General features: G+C 67.5%; 18 protein-coding genes. 7 read left to right on the forward strand and 11 right to left on the reverse strand.

The window, feature by feature from the left end:
- Nucleotides 1-6 precede the first annotated feature (6 nt).
- The 4 genes from crcB (SK803_RS32045) to SK803_RS32060 all read right to left on the reverse strand — a co-directional run bounded on the left by crcB (SK803_RS32045) (nucleotide 7) and on the right by SK803_RS32060 (nucleotide 3761).
- Nucleotides 7-375: a fluoride efflux transporter CrcB gene (gene crcB, locus SK803_RS32045; RefSeq protein WP_319969888.1), complete on the reverse strand. Its 369-nt coding sequence runs from the start codon at nucleotides 373-375 to the stop codon at nucleotides 7-9.
- The gene (gene crcB / locus SK803_RS32050; protein ID WP_319969889.1) at nucleotides 372-851 is read right to left on the reverse strand and encodes a fluoride efflux transporter CrcB; all 480 of its coding nucleotides are present in this window, start codon (nucleotides 849-851) and stop codon (nucleotides 372-374) included. The genes crcB (SK803_RS32045) and crcB (SK803_RS32050) overlap by 4 nt, the downstream gene beginning before the upstream one ends.
- Before the next feature lie 415 nt (nucleotides 852-1266).
- Complete coding sequence (locus SK803_RS32055; protein WP_319969980.1) at nucleotides 1267-2709, reverse strand: SulP family inorganic anion transporter; 1443 nt, start codon at nucleotides 2707-2709, stop codon at nucleotides 1267-1269.
- 482 nt (nucleotides 2710-3191) lie between these two features.
- Nucleotides 3192-3761, reverse strand: coding sequence for a nucleotidyltransferase family protein (locus SK803_RS32060; RefSeq protein ID WP_319969890.1), 570 nt, complete (start codon nucleotides 3759-3761; stop codon nucleotides 3192-3194).
- 360 nt (nucleotides 3762-4121) lie between these two features.
- On the opposite strand from SK803_RS32060, the gene SK803_RS32065 reads away from it, so the two are divergent.
- The 3 genes from SK803_RS32065 to SK803_RS32075 are packed head-to-tail and all read left to right on the forward strand — an operon-like array spanning nucleotide 4122 to nucleotide 6660.
- On the forward strand, nucleotides 4122-4979 hold the full coding sequence (locus tag SK803_RS32065) for an SAM-dependent methyltransferase (protein ID WP_319969891.1): 858 nt from the start codon (nucleotides 4122-4124) through the stop codon (nucleotides 4977-4979).
- A 5-nt stretch (nucleotides 4980-4984) separates the two neighbouring features.
- On the forward strand, nucleotides 4985-5884 hold the full coding sequence (locus SK803_RS32070; protein ID WP_319969981.1) for an ABC transporter ATP-binding protein: 900 nt from the start codon (nucleotides 4985-4987) through the stop codon (nucleotides 5882-5884).
- The gene (locus tag SK803_RS32075) at nucleotides 5881-6660 is read left to right on the forward strand and encodes an ABC transporter permease (RefSeq protein WP_319969892.1); all 780 of its coding nucleotides are present in this window, start codon (nucleotides 5881-5883) and stop codon (nucleotides 6658-6660) included. The genes SK803_RS32070 and SK803_RS32075 overlap by 4 nt, the downstream gene beginning before the upstream one ends.
- A 13-nt stretch (nucleotides 6661-6673) precedes the next feature.
- On the opposite strand, the gene SK803_RS32080 is transcribed toward SK803_RS32075, so the two are convergent.
- Both SK803_RS32080 and SK803_RS32085 read right to left on the reverse strand, forming a co-directional pair.
- On the reverse strand, nucleotides 6674-7930 hold the full coding sequence (locus SK803_RS32080) for a glycosyltransferase (protein ID WP_319969893.1): 1257 nt from the start codon (nucleotides 7928-7930) through the stop codon (nucleotides 6674-6676).
- Nucleotides 7927-8535: a TetR/AcrR family transcriptional regulator gene (locus tag SK803_RS32085; protein WP_319969894.1), complete on the reverse strand. Its 609-nt coding sequence runs from the start codon at nucleotides 8533-8535 to the stop codon at nucleotides 7927-7929. Before SK803_RS32085 ends, SK803_RS32080 begins: the two co-directional genes overlap by 4 nt.
- Nucleotides 8536-8695: 160 nt before the next feature.
- Between SK803_RS32085 and SK803_RS32090 the strand changes: the two genes are divergently transcribed.
- The 4 genes from SK803_RS32090 (at nucleotide 8696) to SK803_RS32105 (ending at nucleotide 10897) form a co-directional block, all read left to right on the forward strand.
- Nucleotides 8696-9898 (forward strand): cation:proton antiporter, encoded by a 1203-nt coding sequence (locus tag SK803_RS32090; RefSeq protein ID WP_319969895.1) that lies wholly within the window; start codon nucleotides 8696-8698, stop codon nucleotides 9896-9898.
- Nucleotides 9899-9900: 2 nt separating this feature from the next.
- Entirely contained in the window at nucleotides 9901-10083 is a 183-nt protein-coding gene (locus tag SK803_RS32095) for a hypothetical protein (RefSeq protein WP_319969896.1), read from the forward strand.
- 58 nt (nucleotides 10084-10141) lie between these two features.
- Nucleotides 10142-10282, forward strand: coding sequence for a hypothetical protein (locus SK803_RS32100; protein ID WP_319969897.1), 141 nt, complete (start codon nucleotides 10142-10144; stop codon nucleotides 10280-10282).
- 96 nt (nucleotides 10283-10378) lie between these two features.
- A complete protein-coding gene (locus SK803_RS32105; protein ID WP_319969898.1) occupies nucleotides 10379-10897 on the forward strand; it encodes a hypothetical protein in 519 nt (172 codons plus the stop codon).
- Here SK803_RS32105 and nhaA read toward each other — a convergent pair.
- The 5 genes from nhaA to SK803_RS32130 all read right to left on the reverse strand — a co-directional run bounded on the left by nhaA (nucleotide 10894) and on the right by SK803_RS32130 (nucleotide 15371).
- Nucleotides 10894-12198, reverse strand: a complete 1305-nt coding sequence (gene nhaA / locus SK803_RS32110) for a Na+/H+ antiporter NhaA (RefSeq protein WP_319969899.1) — start codon at nucleotides 12196-12198, stop codon at nucleotides 10894-10896. The genes SK803_RS32105 and nhaA overlap by 4 nt on opposite strands.
- Before the next feature lie 137 nt (nucleotides 12199-12335).
- Nucleotides 12336-12641 (reverse strand): DUF3040 domain-containing protein, encoded by a 306-nt coding sequence (locus SK803_RS32115; protein WP_319969900.1) that lies wholly within the window; start codon nucleotides 12639-12641, stop codon nucleotides 12336-12338.
- A 41-nt stretch (nucleotides 12642-12682) separates the two neighbouring features.
- Nucleotides 12683-13720, reverse strand: a complete 1038-nt coding sequence (locus tag SK803_RS32120) for an SPFH domain-containing protein (RefSeq protein ID WP_319969901.1) — start codon at nucleotides 13718-13720, stop codon at nucleotides 12683-12685.
- Nucleotides 13721-13724: 4 nt separating this feature from the next.
- Entirely contained in the window at nucleotides 13725-14156 is a 432-nt protein-coding gene (locus SK803_RS32125) for an NfeD family protein (RefSeq protein ID WP_319969902.1), read from the reverse strand.
- 132 nt (nucleotides 14157-14288) lie between these two features.
- Entirely contained in the window at nucleotides 14289-15371 is a 1083-nt protein-coding gene (locus tag SK803_RS32130) for a PucR family transcriptional regulator (protein WP_319969903.1), read from the reverse strand.
- Nucleotides 15372-15391: the final 20 nt, after the last annotated feature.

Consider the following 15391-nt stretch of genomic DNA (forward strand, 5'->3'; position numbering starts at 1 on the left):
CCAGCTTCAGCCGATCAGCGCCACGGTGGTCGTGAACGCGAGCAACACCAAGCCGAGTCCCGCGATGATGCTCACCGCGGCGTTCAGCACGGCATACAGGGAGGCCTTCTGCTCGACCAGGCGCAGGGTCTCGTAGCTGAAGGTGCTGTAGGTCGTCAGCGCCCCGCAGATTCCGGTGCCCACCAGCGTGAACACCTGACTCGGCAGGGCTGTGCCGGCTCCGGCGAGAGCACCCAGGATCAGGCAGCCGGCGAGGTTGACGCTGAAGGTGCCCCACGGGAAGAGACTGTCGTGACGCGACTGCACGAACCGGTCGGTCAAGTACCGCAGTGGAGCGCCGACCATTGCGCCGACGAACACCAGCACCGCCGTCACGACTGCCTCCCCATCGCCGCGGCACGGGTGATCCCGACTCCCGCGAGCACGGCGAGCATGGCGGCCAGGAACGTGCCGGCGAGATACACGAACGCCAGGGCGACGGCGCCGGGATGCAGCAGATCGCTGATCTCGAGGGCATAGGTCGAGAAGGTGGTGAACCCGCCCAGGACACCCACGCCGAGGAACGGGCGAACCAGCCGGTGAGCGGTCCACACTTCCGTGATCAGCACCATCAGCACGCCGATCAGCAAGCAACCGAGCGTGTTGATGACGAAAGTGCCCCACGGGAACTGGCCTGGCCGGGTCGGCAGGAGCAGCGTGAGCCCGTAGCGGGCAAGCGCACCGAGACCACCGCCAAGCGCGACTGCGGCCAGTACAGGCCTGTGGTGGCGCACGAGTTCACGGCGTTGCGACGGGACGTGGAGATCGATGTCGGGGTCGATCGGATCGGTGAGTTCGATCTCGTTGGCCACGGACACACTCCTACTCAGGTGCCGGGCACGTGTGGGTACCCGGTTCGAGTAGGGACTGTTGGCAGCTGGGCGCTGCGGTTCTCCGGGACGGAGCGGCGAGCCCCACCGCCGCTTCCGCACACGCTACCGACACGAACAGCGACCCTGGAGAGCGATGTGGTCGGCTTCACGGCAGCAAGTCATCGCTGACCCGCTGCTGGTTGAGGCCGGTGCTGCTGATCGAGTGGGCCTGCCGCTGGCGGCTGAGCAGGACCAGCGTCGCTCACACCCCTGCGGTGCACACGGAGGGCAGGGTTGCGATACACCATCAGTGCCCCTCGAGTCGCAGGCGAGTAACTGCGGCGCCGGGCGGTCACGAACCTGCGGCCTTGCAACCCGTCAGCTGTCGCGCCGCCTGTGGCAGAAACATCGATCGTCAGTGGCTGCCGCTGAGTTCGCCGCTGAGCGCGCCGTGCATCTTGGCGCTGTGCTCGTTGAGTCCGATGATCTCGACGGTCTTGCCGCGTGCGGCGTACTTGGTCGTGATGGCGTCCAGGGCCGCCACTGATGAGGCGTCCCAGACGTGCGCGGAGGCGAGGTCGATGATGACCTTGTCGGGGTCGTTCGCGTAGTCGAACTGGTAGACGAGGTCGTTGCTGGAGGCGAAGAACAGCTCGCCGTTGACGGTGTAGACGACCTGGCTGCCATCGGGATCGACGAGAGCGGTGACGGTGGCCAGGTGCGCGACGCGGCGAGCGAAGATCACCATGGCGGTGATGGAGCCGACCACGACGCCGATGGCGAGGTTGTCGGTGGCCACGACCACCGCGACGGTGACGATCATGACGGTGATCTCGCCGATCGGCATGCGCTTGAGGGTCGCCGGGGCGACGGAATGCCAGTCGAAGGTGCCGAACGACACCAGGACCATCACGGCGACCAGAGCGGCCATCGGGATGTCGGAGACGACTGGGCCGAAGACGATGCACAGGATCATCAGGAACACGCCGGCCAGGAACGTCGAGAGGCGGGTGCGGGCACCGTTCTTGACGTTGATCATGGTCTGGCCGATCATCGCGCAGCCGCCCATGCCGCCGAAGAAGCCGGTGACGACGTTGGCGATGCCCTGACCGATGGACTCGCGGGTCTTGTTGGAGTGCGTGTCGGTGAGGTCGTCGACGAGCTTGGCGGTCATCAGCGATTCCATCAGGCCGACCAACGCCAAGGCCAGCGCGTAGGGCGCGATCAGTTTGAGCGTGTCCAGGGTGAACGGCACGTCGGGGACACCGGGGACGGGAAGGGACGAGGGCAGCATGCCCTTGTCGCCCACGGTCGGTACGGCGATGCCCGCACCGATGGTCAGCGCGGTCAACGCGATGATCGACACCAGTGGTGCGGGCACGGTCTTGGTGATCCGGGGGAAGAACACCATGAGCAGCAGTGCGCCGACGACGAGCGGGTAGACCATCCACGGGACGTCGATGAGTTCGGGCACCTGGGCCATGAAGATCAGGATGGCCAGGGCGTTGACGAAGCCGACCATGACGCTGCGCGGGACGAAGCGCATCAGCTTGGCCACGCCCAGCGCTCCGAGCGCGATCTGGAACAGCCCGCCCAGGATGACCGCGGCGACGAGGTAGCTCAGCCCGTGTTCACGCGCCAGGGGAGCGACCACCAGGGCGATGGCGCCCGTGGCGGCGGAGATCATCGCGGGTCGGCCGCCTGCGATGGAGATGACCACGGCCATGGTGAAGGAGGCGAACAACCCGACGCTGGGGTCGACTCCGGCGATGATGGAGAAGGAGATCGCTTCGGGGATCAGCGCGAGTGCGACGACGAGCCCGGCGAGTACTTCGGTGCGCAGGACTTTGGGGGTCATCCGGGCGGCGCGCAGGCGGGTCAGCAGGGCAGCGGGGGAAGCTGGTGAGGTAGTCAAGAACGGCCTTGTCATGTTCAGGCGCGGCCCGTGTCGTCGGAAACGCGCGGAAGGAAGGGCGAGCACAGGGCCAGCGGCGCTGTACAGCCGATCGATGCCGGCTGAGGGCAAGGACCAGGTATCAGGTCACGGAGGGTGCGCCGACGGACGAGTCGGGGCGTGGGCCTCAGGCCGTAGCGACTACGGCGGGCAGGACGAGGAGCGAGGCAGCGACGAACGCATGCGGCTTCTCCTGTCCATGAACGGATTCGACAGCGGGAACACCATCGTTCCCGGCGGGCCTCGAGCATTGCTCGCGTCCCCAGAAGGTCGGGTTGCCACCTCGACCTTGAACGATCCAACTCTACCCCGAGGCCAGGTCAGGGCTCGAGGCGAAGCAGGTGGGATGTGGCCGACAACACCGATGAGCGATACGACTGGGCTGGCTACTCCGTCAGTCGTGGGCTCAGATTGCTCAGGCCGTGGGGACGACGGTCGGTGCGCAGCCGTTCGCGCACCGCGGAGTACGTCTCGGCCCGAAGCAGGTCCTTGGCTCTGGGCGGATCCGGAATCCGGCGCAGCACCTCGTCGGGGTCGCACACCCACACCTGAACCCCCGCGAGTTCCAACCTGCTGGCACTCGGTCGCAGTTGTGCGTAGGTCCCGGTGAGGGTCGGCGGGAGGTCGAGCATGCCCAGCCTGGTGACGAACAAGTGGTCCAGTTGCTGCTGCGTCGGAGGTTCCGGACGCCAGTCACGACACTGTTGCAGTCCCAGCCCGTCCGCCCAGTCCGGGAAGTACGCGGGGACGGCGTTCAGGTCCTCCAGCAGCGCGGCGACCCGTCGCAGGTTCGGCGGTTCGGGCGCGGCGACCACGTCGAGATCGTTCGGAGTCACCTGCGCTCCGTAGATCGCCATGACCATCGAACCGCTCAGCACCCAGTCGACGTCGTAATCACGGAGCGCCCGCAGCATCGCGGGCAGCTGCAACGGCGGCCTTGCCAGTGGATCCCCCATTCCACCCAGAGTGGCACACTGACAATTCACCTGCGAGCGTTGCGCTTCAGCCGTACGGCGACGCCCCACGCCGGGTAGGAGAACCTCGTTCACGTCCATCGGAATATCCTGTCCGCCGAGGCGCGCGTCGCCAACCGGGCCGAGTAGCCCTCACGGCCGGCAACGCCGACGCGACGCGCCGGTGACAATCTGGCCTTGTCCATTGTGGACGAGCAACGGCGACCGCTCATCGTCACACGGTGTCGCAGCGAGTTGAGAACGGTTTGCCGATGTCGGTGGTGACTTGGTTGTACAGTGCTCACAGGTGTGCCGGGAAGCCTGGTCGGCGTCGTTCAATGACGCCTAGGTGCAGGAGCTTCCATGGACACGGCGGTCGCAGGCACGGCAATCGGCCCGATGGTCATCGCCGCAGCGGACCAGTACGACGGTCATCCGGTCGTTCGTGACGACTTGGCGGCACGCATTCTTCCCGCTTCCGGGCGTCTGGTCGCGGCCGCGGCTCGCTGGCGCCCGGTGCGGGGCGCACTCATCGCCGCGACGGAGAAGAAGATTCCAGGTATCTGGGCCAGCATGTTGTGCCGTAAGCGGTACATCGACGACCGTCTCGCTGCCACCGATGCGGAGGCGGTGGTCGTCCTCGGCGCCGGGTTCGACACACGCGGCTGCCGGCTCCGCCACAAGCAGGTGTTCGAGGTCGATCTGCCGGCCAACATCGAGAGCAAGCGTGCCCGGTTGCGTGCGATCTTCGGTGAGGTGCCGCCGAACCTCAGCCTGGTTCCGATCGACTTCGAAAGTCAGCACCTCGACGAGGTGCTCGCCGAGTACGGCTACCACGCCGAACGGCGAACGCTCTTCATCTGGGAAGCGGTCACTCAGTACCTCACCGAAGAGGCAGTGCGCGCGACGTTCGGGTTTCTCGCCCAGGCGCCCCCAGGCAGCGAGCTGGTGTTCACGTACGTGCGCAAGGACTTCCTCGATGGTACGGCGCGGTTCGGTGGCGAGGCCGCCTACCGCGAGTTCGTCGTGAAGCGCCCTGTGTGGAAGTTCGGGCTCCTTCCCGAGGAAGTCGCCGGGTTCCTCGCGCCCTACGGGTGGGCCGAGGTCGAACAGCTGGGCCCACCTGAGTTCACCGAGCGCTACATCGCACCGTCAGGTCGTTCGTTGCCCGTATCGGAGATCGAGCGCACCGTGCGGTGCGTCAAGGTCGCCGACCAGTGACGCCGATGATTGACGCCCGTGGCCTGACCAAGCGCTACGGCGATGTCGCGGCAGTGGATGACGTCTCCTTGCGCGTCAACGCAGGCGAGATCTACGCGTTGCTCGGGCTCAACGGGGCGGGCAAGACGACAACGATCCGCATGCTGCTCGGCATGGTGCGACCGACCGGCGGATCCGTTGAAGTGCTCGGATCGCAGGTACGGCCGGGTGCGCACGCCGCATGGTCGCGCGTGGGCTATCTGGTGGAGACTCCCGCGGCGTATCCGGAGCTCACGGTCAGGGAGAACCTCGCCGTGGCGGCCCGCCTGCGCGCACTGCACGGGCACCATCACGTCGACGAGGTCGTCGAGCGGTTGAGGTTGACCGCGTACGCCGACCAGCGTTCGGGAACGTTGTCGCTGGGCAACGCACAACGGCTCGGCCTGGCCAAGGCCCTGCTGCACCGGCCGGAACTGCTGATCCTCGACGAGCCCGCGAACGGCCTCGACCCGGCCGGTGTCGCGGAGATCCGCGACCTGCTGCACGAGTTGAGCCAGAAGCACGGTGTGAGCGTGGTGCTGTCGAGCCACATCCTCACCGAGGTCGCGCGGCTGGCCACCCGCATAGGCGTCATCCACCGCGGGCGGCTCGTCCGCGAACTCGACGCGGGCGACCTCGCCGCGCACGCGCGTCGTCGGCTGAGTGTCTCGGCACGTGACCGTGCCGCGGCCGAACGAGCCCTGGTCGTGGCGGGTTTCAGTCCGATGAGGACGGAACGGGACGGCCTGACCCTGACTGACGACCGCGCGCTCGAGCAACCTGACGCGGTCGCCACCGTGCTGGTGCAGGCGGGTTGTCCTCCGACCCGGCTCGTCGTGGAACAGGACGATCTCGAGACGTTCTTCCTGCGGGTGGTGGAGTCGTGATCAACGTGATGGCGACCGAGATCCTCAAGGCCCGCCGATCCCGCGTCCCGTGGATCACCGCACTCGCGTTCACCGTCGCCGCGGCGGTGGGCGGGCTGTTCATGTTCATCCTGCAGGACCAGGACCGGGCTCGTTCGCTCGGGTTGATCGGCACCAAGGCCGCACTGGTCGGCCGGGATGCGGACTGGCCGACGTACCTGGGTTTCCTGGGGCAGACGACGGCTGTCGGCGGGATGCTGGTGTTCGGCATGGTGTCGGTGTGGTTGTTCGGCCGGGAGTTCAGCCAGAACACCGTGAAGGATCTGCTGGCTCTGCCGAGTGCGCGGACCACGATCGTGCTGGCGAAGTTCGTCGTGGCGGGCGCGTGGTGCCTTGCCCTGACTGTGCAACTGGTCGTGCTCGGACTGGTGATCGGCACGGTGCTCGGGTTGCCGGGGTGGTCAGTGGATCTGGCGATGTCCGGCGTGGCGACGATCGCTGTGACCGCGGTTATGACGGTGCTGCTCACGACGCCGGTCGCGCTTGCGGCCAGTGCCGGCCGCGGCTATCTGCCCGGTGTCGGGGTGCTGATGGCCGCAATCTTCTGCGCACAGATCGTTGCCGCGCTTGGCTATGGCCAGTACTTCCCGTGGTCTGTGCCGGCTTTGTTCAGCGGACTTGCCGGACCGGACGCGGTGTCGCCAGGCTTGCTCGGCGTAGTCCTGGTGGTTCTCGTCGGAGCGGCGGGAATGGCGGCGACAGCGCTGTGGTGGCGCAACGCCGACCACGACCGTTGAACCTCCCGCACGATCAGGTGGATCCACGTCCATTGTGGATCCGCTCCAGCTCGTGCACGGCGGCGTCGACGCCGTTCTCGGCTCGTATCTGCTCGCCGAGCTCTCCCGCGCGCTGACGCAGCGCCGGGTCACCCACGGCATGGATGATCGCTTCGGCCAGTGTGTCGACGGCGAGCTTCTTGTACGGAACGGGTTCTGGTGCGACACCAACTGCGTGCAGCCGTTGAGCCCAGTGCGGTTGGTCCGCGACGAACGGGCACACGACCTGCGGCACACCCGCGGCGAGTGCTGCTGCGGTCGTGCCTCCGCCACCGTGGTGCACCACCGTGCTCACCCGGCCGAACAGCCAGTCGTGCGGCACCTGGTCGATCACCAGAAGATCGCCTGACGATCGCGGGGCGAGCCCGCCCCACCCGGTGGCGACGATCGCGCGCACTCCGGCTGCCCTCGCCGCCTCGGCGACGATGTCACCGGTGCGCTGCGCGTCACGTCCCGCCATGCTGCCGAACCCGATGTAGACCGGTGACGGCCCAGCATCCAGGAACGCCTGCAGGGTCGCGTCCGGCGACCAGCGCGCTTCCCGCGGCAGGTACCAGAAACCGGTGGTGCGAACCGAGTCCGGCCACGCGGGATCGACCGGTGTCACGAGGGAGCTGAACGCTTGCAGCACGTGCGCCTGACGGCGTCCCTGACCGCGCGGCAGGCCGAGGTCGTTGATGCGCCACTTGTTGACGATGCCGGAATAGGCGCGCAGGGTCGCGGACACGATCAGGTAGGTCGCCCGGTTGAGGAACCGGGGCAGGCGGGGGAGCGGCACCATCGGGCACGGGAACTCCGACGTCGGCACCCAGCCGGGTTGCAACGCGGCGAGGACCGCGGGAACGCCGAGCATCTCGGCCGCGTGTTGTGCGGGCACGCTCGGCGTGTGCACCACGACATCTGCGCCGCTGGATCGCGCGGCCGCGCCGACATCGCGCAGCACGTCGGCCATCAACGGCTTGATACGCCTGATGGTCGACAGAGCGGTGATCATGCCGCGGATGCCGCGATACCCGCCCTCGATCGCCTCCGCCATCAGCGGATCTTCGAGCAACCTGTTGGGGCCGTTGTCCAGGGGCGCGAAGTCGACGTCCTGCGCCAGCACACTGGTGGCGAACGATTCCGGTGCCGCCAGCAGCGCCTTGTGGCCCGCCTTCTTGAGGGCGACCGCCAACGCGAGCAGCGGCTGTACGTCCCCGCGTGTGCCATGGGCGACCAGCAAGACCTTCACGGCCTCGTCCTCTCATCGATGTCGGTGAACGCCGTCAGCCAGCGGTCGTCGGTGAACAGGCCGTGGGTCAACATCTCCAGCCCGGCGCGGGCTCCGCGCACCGCCGTGGCGGTCTCGGCGGGGTCGCCGCCCAGCAGACGACCCACCTGGTCGCCGAGCACCAGGGGCGCCAGCAACCACGACACATAGGTGACCGCTCGCGCTTTGGTGTCCGCTGAGGCGCGCACCCAGCCCTCCTCTTCGCCGGTCGCGAGCCACGTCTCGGTGCGTTCGACGATCTCGGCGAACAGAGCACCGGCCGCTGGCGTGTCGTCGAGCAACGCCCTCGCCAAGTAACGCCGAACCGGTGTCGCCGCCTGCAAAATCTCGCCCAAAGCCTCGATGGACGCCTCGCCGCCGCTGCGGATCGAGTCGAGGACGTAGTCGTCGCAAGCCTGCCGCAGTCCTTCCTTGGAACCGAAGTGATGCACGACCAGAGCCGGCGAGACCCCGGCATCCGCGGCCACCGCGCGGACCGAGGTGCCGGCAATGCCGTCGGTGCCGAACCTGGCCAGTGCCGCGTCGCGGATGCGAGCCCGCGCAGTCAGATCAGAGGCTGAACGCATGTTCAAAACATTAAACATCTGTTCAGTGCTTGTCGAGACCTTTCGGTTTGCTTTGAGTGGACCTTTACGGCATCTTTGCGCGCGGTGCGCCGGGAAGTCTGGTCGGCAATGCCCGTCACGAGACCGTGGTGGGTGTGGCTGACGTGGACGGGGTTCGTCGATGGCGCTGGTGCTCGCATTCGGTCTGGTCCTGCTGATCAGCGTCTCGCTGTCCGGTCTCGCCGCTCGCACGATCCTGTCGACCGCGCTGATGTTCCTGGTAGCCGGAGCGTTGATCGGGCAGGGCGGTCTCGGGCTCGTCGACATCCCGTCCAACAGCGCGTTCGTCACCGTTCTGGCTGATCTCGCACTGTTCACGGTCCTGTTCACCGACGGCCAGCGCGCGGGCCTGCCCGACCTGAAACAAGGGTGGCGGCTCTCGGGCAGGGCGCTGGGCCTGGCCATGCCGCTGACCATGATCGGCATTGCCGTGCCGACGCACTTCCTCACCGGCCTGGACTGGACGACCTCGTTCCTGATCGGCGCGATCCTCTCGCCGACGGACCCGGTGTTCGCCTCCGCCATCGTGGGCCGCACCGATGTGCCCATGCGATTGCGGCGCCTGCTCAACGTCGAGTCCGGTCTCAATGACGGTCTGGCCCTGCCGTTCGTGCTGATCTTCCTGGCCACCGCGGCGAACCGGGACACCGACTTCCTCACCATCGGCATCGAACTGGCCGCAGGACTCGCGCTGGGAGTCGTGATCCCTGCGGTCGTGGTGCTGGCGTGGCGGTTGCGGATCTTCACCGCCGAACCGCGGTTGCAGGCACTCGGTCCGTTGGCGATCGCGGTGATGCTGTACGCGACCTGCCACCTCACCCACGCCAACCCCTACCTCGCCGCGTTCGCCGCGGGGTCGACCATCGCGACACTCGATCGCGTTGCGGCAGAACACTTCGAACACTTCGGCGACCTGCTCTCCGAGATCACCAAGTTCGCCGCCCTGCTCGTCTTCGGCGCACTGATCACACCTGAGCGCATCTCGCACCTGAGCGTGGGGGACTGGGCGGTCGCGATCATCGCGATCCTGCTCGTGCGACCGGCCGCGATGATGCTGTCGCTGCTGCGCACACCACTGCCCGCACGCGAACGGTCCGTCGCCGCGTGGTTCGGCCCCAAGGGTTTCGCGTCCGTGGTCTACGGGCTCCTCGTGCTGCAAGCCGGGATACCCGCCGGCGAGCACGTGTTCGACCTGGTCGCGATCACCATCGCGTTGTCGATCGTCCTGCACTCGTCGACGGACGTGCCCGTGGCGAAGGCGTTGAGCGTCGAGCCACCGGACGGACTGCCCACAGGGCAGCCTGAGCGGCCTGTTCGGGAGTAGCCGTGATGGAGTCGCTGAACCCGACACTGATCTGGGCAGCGCTCGTGCTGCTGTCCTTCGCGGCGATCCCGCGCCGCTACTGGTATGTGCGGCTGCCGCGGTTCTCGGGTGGGTGCTGGTGTGGTTCGACGGTGAGTTCGTCGGCCACTGGACGGACTTGCTCGGACTGGCTGTGGCCGGCGTGAGCATGCTGTTTCTGTGGTTCCTCAAACCACCCGCGGACAAGGATCGAGCGGGATCGTCGTGAGTCTTGACGAGGCCGCGGAAGCTGCGCTGCGCGAACGTTGGTCAGGCAGTCAGCGGTACATCACTGTGTTCTCCGTCGTCCTGCCGGTGCTGCAGTTGTTGCTGTGCACGGTGATCGTTGTGACGGCGGGAGACTGAAGCATCTGGCCGACTTCGATTCCGCTGGTACCCGTTGCCATCGCAGCGGTTGTGCTGCGCCTGTGGCTCCGGCACCAGGCTCCTCTTGATCCTCAGATGTGGCTGCCCGCGGCGTTCCTCGCGGTGGGAGTGCAGCTGCTGTCCGTCGCGGTTCCCGCCTACGACATCGCCACGAGCCGCACCCCCGACGCGCTGACCGGATCGGCCATCCTGTTCTTCCTCAGCTGGGTGGTCGCGGTCGCGACATGCGTGTCCGCTCACCGAGCCAGCCGGGCACTACTCACACCCCTTGTGGCCGAGCTGGGATCGGCAGACCTGCGTCTGACACTCCCGGTGCGCCTGCACGTGCGCCGCAGCAACAACCCCCGGATCGACGTGTCGATTCCGTTCCGGGAACTCCTGAAGGTCACGCCGGTCACCCTGCCCGTGGTTCCTGACCTGAGGCCGTGGATCGTCCTGCCCGGAGGGATCACGCTGTACGCGCAAGGCGGACCGGCGGTCCTGTTGACGTCCACCGAGGACCAGTGGTTGCTGCCCGTTCACGACGCGGACCTCGTCGCCGACCTCATCCTCCGCCGTCAGGCCCTGTGGTTGCAGGGAAGTCTCCAGAACTAGCCTGACTGGTCCGCACGCGGCTGATCGACCTGGTGCACGTCCGGGATGTCGTCGTTGTCCGCGTCGCGGTTCTCGTCCTCGAAGATGCGCCGATACACCTTGTTGCGCACGCGCAGGATCACCGTCGCGATCAACGCGGACAGAACGGAACCCAGCAGCACGGCCACCTTCGCGTTGCTGTAGCCCGCGCTGCCCTCGCCGAACGACAACTCGCTGACCAGAAGCGAGACGGTGAACCCGATACCGGCGAGGATCGACAGGCCGACCACGTCGATCCACGCCAGGTCGTCGTCCAGATCGGCCTTGGTGAACCGCGCGACCAGCCAGGTGGCTGCGGTGATGCCGATCGGTTTGCCCACCAGCAGACCGAGCACGATGCCGAGCGTCACGCTGTCCGTGAGGGAAGTGATGAATCCGCTGAGGCCTCCGATCGAGACGCCGGCGGCGAAGAAGGCGAAGATCGGCACAGCGACACCCGTGGACAGAGGTTGCCACCGGTGCTGGAACATCTCGGCCAGACCAGGACCGTCGCCGCACCGGCGGATCACCGGCACCGCGAACCCGAGGAGCACACCGGCCACGGTCGCGTGCACACCTGAGGCGTGCATGAGCGCCCACGTCGCCACCGCCAAGGGGATCAGCAGCCACCACGACCGGACACGCCGCTGCACGAGCACGGTGAACAACGCCAGCGGGACGAACATCAGCACCAACGGCAGCAGCGACAGGTCGTCGGTGTAGAACAGGGCGATGATCACGATCGCGATCAGGTCGTCCACGACCGCGAGGGTGAGCAGGAACGTCCGCAGCGCAGACGGGAGGCACCTGCCGATCACCGCGAGCACCGCCAGTGCGAACGCGATGTCGGTGGCGGTGGGGATGGCCCAGCCGGACAACGAGGGGCCGCCGCCGAGGTTGACCGCGGTGTAGATCAACGCCGGTACGAGGACGCCGCCGAACGCCGCCGCGATCGGGACCGCGGCACGACGAGGATCGCGGAGGTCTCCCGCGACGAACTCGCGTTTGAGCTCCAGGCCCGCGACGAAGAAGAAGATCACCAGCAGGCCGTCGGACGCCCACTCGGCGAGACTGAGCCGCAGGTGCAGCGATTCGGGGCCGATCTCCACCGAGCGCAACGTCTCGTAGATCGACGCCCATGGCGAGTTGGCCCACACCAGGCCCACCACCGCCGCCACCAGCATGATGACGCCGCCGACGGTCTCGAGGCGAAGCAGGTCGGCGATGCGCTTGGTCTCGGGCCAGGACGCACGGCTGAACAGCCGGGTCTTCACGGGTTCCACAGCACACTCCGGGTGTCGTCGGCCGCATCGCCGACCAGACTTCCCGGCACACCATGCCGCCCGTCACGGCAACAGCCCGACCGTACCCCACGATCAGGCATCGAGCCCCGTGGATGTGATCTTGGCCGGAACGCGGATCAGCCTGATGGCTCGTCGTTTCCGCGGGTGCGCCAAGTCTGGACGACGATGGCCACCGGGCTGAACGCGGTCACGGCCGCGCCGAGCGCGATCACCACGATCGACGACAGCGACACGCCCGTGATGACCACCACCAGCCCGACCACGTAGATCAACAGCAGGCCGATCAGCTTCAGCACGCGCCGCGGCAACCGGTGATGCGGTGACGGCGTCCTGACGAGTTTGGCGGCGAACTTGGGATCGTCCTCGGCGAGACGTTGCTCGATGGCGTCCAACTCACGCTGCTCGTCCTCTGGCAACCCCATCGTCGCGCACCTCCCGAACTCGCCACCGACTGTCCGCGCCCTCAGCGACCCGCCAGTTCCGGGCGCAGCGCGTTCACCGGTGTGGCGGCGTCCGCGGCGTCCGAGACCGCTTCGGCGGCCGCCTTGCTCGCCTGGGCGACGTCCTTCTCGGCCTGTGCGGCTGCGGCATCGACGGCGTTGTCGTCGGTCCGGGCCGCGGCCGATCGCGGCAGCGCCTCGGAGAACGCCTTCGAGACGTCGTGCAGCGCGGTGGTGACCTCGCTCGGAATCACCCAGAACGTGTTGCCGGGCCCCTGCGCGAGCTGGGGCAGCATCTGCAGGTACTGGTAGGCGAGGAGCTTGGGGTCAGGATCGTTGCGGTGCACGGCCTGGAAGACCTGGTCGATCGCGCGGGACTGGCCCTCCGCCTCGAGAATGGTAGCGGCCCGGTGCCCTTCGGCGCGCAACACGGCGGCCTGCTTGTCGCCCTCGGCCGTGAGGATCTGCGACTGCCTCTGGCCTTCGGCGGTCAGGATCGCGGCTCGCTTGTCGCGCTCGGCCCGCATCTGCTTCTCCATCGCCTCCTTGATGCTCTGCGGCGGATCGATGGCCTTGATCTCCACGCGGTTGACCCGCAGGCCCCACTTGCCCGTCGCCTCGTCGAGCACGCCGCGCAACTGGTTGTTGATCGTGTCGCGCGAGGTGAGGGTCTTCTCCAGATCCATGGATCCCACAACGTTGCGCAGGGTGGTGACGGTGAGCTGTTCGACCGCCTGCAAAAAGCTGGCGATCTCGTAGGCGGCGGAGCGGGGATCGGTGACCTGGAAGTACAGCACCGTGTCGATCTGCACGACCAGGTTGTCCTCGGTGATCACCGGCTGCGGCTGGAACGAGACCACCTGCTCGCGCAGATCGATCGGCGGGTAGACGCGGTCGATGTAGGGGATGACGAAGTTGAGGCCGGGAGTGAGGGTGCGCTGGTACCGGCCCAGGCGTTCGACGTTGCGCGCACGTGCTTGCGGCACGATGCGCACAGCGCGCAGAACGGTGAACGCCGCGAAGATCGCGAGCACGAGTCCGGCGACGAGCAGTGTGGACATGGGCTCACTCCCGTGGGTAGACGACGGCGATGCTGCCGTCGATGTGCAGGACGTCGACCGTGCTTCCGGCGGGGATGACGAGGGATCCGTCGTACGGGCGGGCAGTCCAGTCCTCACCGCGCAGCCGCACGATTCCCTCGTGGTCATTGATCTCGCGGACGACGTAGGCCGAACTACCGATCAACGCGTCAACGCCGAACCGTTCGAGCCGTGGTTGCAGCATCATTCGCCGCGCCCACGGCCTGACGAGCACGACACCTGCGGCGGACACGACGCTGAACACCACGAGCTGGCCGGCGACCGGCAGCCCGATCGCCGCCGTTGCTGCTGTAGCGGCCGCTGCTGTGGCGAGGATGCCGAGCGCCGCGGTGAGCGAGAAGATCTCGGCGATGGCCAGCACCAGCGCGATGATCAGCCAGATGAGCCAGAGCTCCATGGTGCGACCCTCCCTAGGCGGAGGTACGCCTCTAACGCACGACGTCTCCTCACCATCGTGGATCCGATTCCGTCCGGTGGACAGGCGTCCGCCCGGCCAGTTGGACCGCCGTTGTCTGCTGGCGCTCGGCAGTTACGGAGCCGGTCGCTGCCAGCCGAGCAGGCGCGCACCGAGCACCGCCACCTGGAGCGTGAACGCCTGGGCGGGATCGTCGGCGCGGTAGCCGGTCAGCTCGCGGACGCGGTTCAGGCGATAGGTGACTGTGCGCACGCCGATGCCGAGTGCCTTCGAGGTGGCGGTGGTGATCCGCCCGCAGGCGAAGTAGGCCTCCAGCGTGTCCAGCAGGCGTTCAGCTCCACCACGTGCCCCGCGCAACGGCTCGAGCACGGCGGTGACGAGTTCGCCGAGCGCTGCGCTGTCACGCAGGAGCACTTGGTAGACCAGGAGATCTGCGGCTTTGACGAACCGTTGGTCCAGGTCGAGCCGTTCGGCGAGGTCGAGAGCGTTGCGCGCCTGCTCGAAGGAACGGACCGCGCCGCCGGGACCGGACTGCGGCTGACCCAGACCGACCCGCCATGCGGAGTTCCGTCCTACGATCTCGCCGACCTGACGCGCGAACTCCTCAGGAGCGCCCGTGAGGTCGTGCGGGACTACGCACACCAGGAGGCCCTCGCGTGCGGTCACGAGCACGTGGCGCGAGCTGAACCGCAGGCTCATCGCCGCCTGAACGCTCGTCGTCGCCGCGCCGGAGTCGAGGAACGGCTGCGACGAGCACGCCGCCGCGACGACGTTCGTGCCGGCGAGCTGCAGCCCGTACCGCTCGGCGCGTTCCGCCAGCTGGCCGAGATCGCGTCCGGTGAGCAGGTCGTCGATGAACTCGCGACGCAGCGACTCGTCCCTGCGCACGGTCCAGCGCTGGGTCTCCTCATATCCCTTGGCCAATTCACCGACGGCGTCCTCCGCAGCCCGGAACACGGCTTCACCGGTTCGTTTCAGAGCAGCGGTGTTCGTGGCGGCGTCCACACCGGGCAAGGTCGCCCATGATCGCCAAATCTCGGCGAGGTGTCCTTCGATCAGCTCGCGCAGCGGCACACCGCGTTCCGCCGCGTCGGCACCGATGTTGTGCAGGTCGTGCCGTTCTTTGGCCGACAGCGTCCGTCCCGCGAGGCTGATCTCGCGGAGCGCCTGGACGAACAGCGGCAACTCCGCGGGCACGTCGTCCGCTACCTTTCTGG

The organism is Lentzea miocenica (assembly GCF_033949945.1).
Classification (GTDB): Bacteria; Actinomycetota; Actinomycetes; order Mycobacteriales; family Pseudonocardiaceae; genus Lentzea; species Lentzea miocenica.